We start from the raw sequence: 2,115 nt of genomic DNA on the forward strand, positions 1-2,115 counted from the left end.
TGGAGAATGTACAGAAGTAGGAATGTATTTAGCAATGAGTAGACAAGCAGATAGAGAAGGATATCCAGAAGTAGCAGAAGCATATAAGAGAATAGCTTTTGAAGAAGCAGAACATGCTGCAAAATTTGCTGAATTACTAGGAGAATGTGTAGTAGCAGATACTAAAGAAAACTTAAGAGTAAGAGTAGACGCAGAATACGGAGCTACAGATGGAAAATTAAAATTAGCTAAGAGAGCTAAAGAATTAGGACTAGATGCTATACATGATACAGTTCATGAAATGTGTAAAGATGAAGCTAGACATGGTAAAGCATTCTTAGGATTATTACAAAGATATTTTGGATAGAACTTAAACTTTTTAGATAGAGGTCTTACAAGAAATTGTAGGACCTTTTTTAAATAAATACAGGAGGTCGTTACAATGAAAATTTTATTAACAGGATTTGATGCATTTGGAGGGGAGCCAGTAAATCCAGCTGAAGAAGCTGTAAAAATGGTAAGTGACAATATAAATGGAGCACAGGTCGTAAAAATAACTATACCGACAGTGAGAACTAAATCAGTACAGGCTATAGAACAAGCAATAGAAAAGCATAAACCAGACATAGTGATATCAGTAGGACAAGCAGGGGGTAGATTTGATATAACTTGTGAGAGAGTCGCTATAAATATAGATGACTTTAGAATAGAAGATAATGAAGGCAACCAACCTATAGATCAAGTTATACAAAAGGATGGACAACCTGCATATTTTTCAAGTTTACCAATAAAGGCTATGGTCGAACATATGAACGAAAATAAAATACCTGCATCCGTTTCTAATACAGCGGGGACTTTTGTTTGTAATCATGTGATGTACGGAATATTATATATGGTAGATAAAAAATATCCAAATATAAAGGGTGGATTTATTCATATACCGTATATGACTTCGCAAGTAATAGATAAAAAGGGAACTCCTTTTATGTCTTTAGAAGAAATAGTAAAAGGATTAGAATTAGCTATAGAAGCATGTACTTTATATAACAAAGATATAAAAGCCATAGGTGGAGAAATATGTTAGTAAAAAATATTTGTATAAAATAAGATAGATTTATATGATACAATTTATAGTAAATAATAATGAAAACTTTAAGGGTATAAATAGTTCAATATTTGTAGACAATAACGAATATTGAACTATTATATTATATAGTATAAAATAAAACAACACCTGTTGCAAAAATATAAGAAATATTGACGTTAATAAAAACTCAATGAATAATGTAAGTTTTTAACATAATTGAACTGTAACATGTGATGTATTTAATAAATTCTAAAGTAAACTTATAGGAGGTCTAAATTGAAAAAATACTTTAATACAACAGGTGTGTGTGTTGAGAACTTACATTATATGGTTGATATAAATGATAAAATAGATAAAATTGTAGATTTGATAGAAAAAAATAAATATTTTGTGATTAATAGACCGCGTCAATTTGGAAAAACTACTACATTATCAAAACTTCAAATGAGATTACAAAAGGATTATGTAGTGATAAGGATTAGTTTTGAGGGAATTGGAGACAAGGCATTTTCTGATGAAGAATTGATGTCTAAAGCTATAATTAAGTTATTTTCTAAATCACTTAGAAAAAATAACAAAGAACTTTCTAGGAAATTACAGCAGATGGTTGAAAATGTATCTAACTTTATGGACTTGGATGAAGCTATAAGCGATTTCATATATGAAAGTGAAAAGGAAGTCGTATTAATTATAGATGAAGTAGATAAATCCAGCAATAACCAGCTATTTTTAAGCTTTTTAGGTATGCTTAGAAGTAGGTATCTAAATATGATAGAAGGCTTTGAAGACAGTTTTAAAAGTGTAATTTTAGCAGGAGTGCATGATATTAAAAATTTAAAATTAAAAATAAGAAATGATGAAGGTATAAAATACAATTCACCTTGGAACATCGCAGTCGATTTTAATATAGACATGAGTTTTAATTGTAGTGAAATTGCTACTATGATAAGTGATTATAATAAGGGTAATGGATTAAATATAAATGTGGATCAGATTTCAAAGGAAATATATTTTTTTACAAGTGGATACCCTTTTTTAGTAAGCAGGAT

Annotated in this window: 3 protein-coding genes; all 3 read left to right on the plus strand. The window is 29.1% G+C overall.

Going from position 1 to position 2,115, the window contains the following annotated elements; all coding sequences use genetic code 11:
- On the plus strand, positions 1-346 hold a 346-nt coding region (locus tag SPD90_RS14355; RefSeq protein WP_320925683.1), incomplete at its 5' end, for a ferritin-like domain-containing protein.
- A 75-nt stretch (positions 347-421) separates the two neighbouring features.
- Positions 422-1,063 carry a pyroglutamyl-peptidase I gene (gene pcp, locus SPD90_RS14360; protein WP_320925684.1) on the plus strand — a complete coding sequence of 214 codons (642 nt, stop codon included), beginning with the start codon at positions 422-424 and terminating at the stop codon, positions 1,061-1,063.
- 279 nt (positions 1,064-1,342) lie between these two features.
- A partial coding sequence (locus tag SPD90_RS14365) for an AAA family ATPase (RefSeq protein ID WP_320925685.1) occupies positions 1,343-2,115 on the plus strand: 773 nt, incomplete at its 3' end.

Origin of the sequence: Intestinibacter sp., from assembly GCF_034113885.1 — a bacterium.
Taxonomy (GTDB): Bacteria; Bacillota; Clostridia; order Peptostreptococcales; family Peptostreptococcaceae; genus Intestinibacter.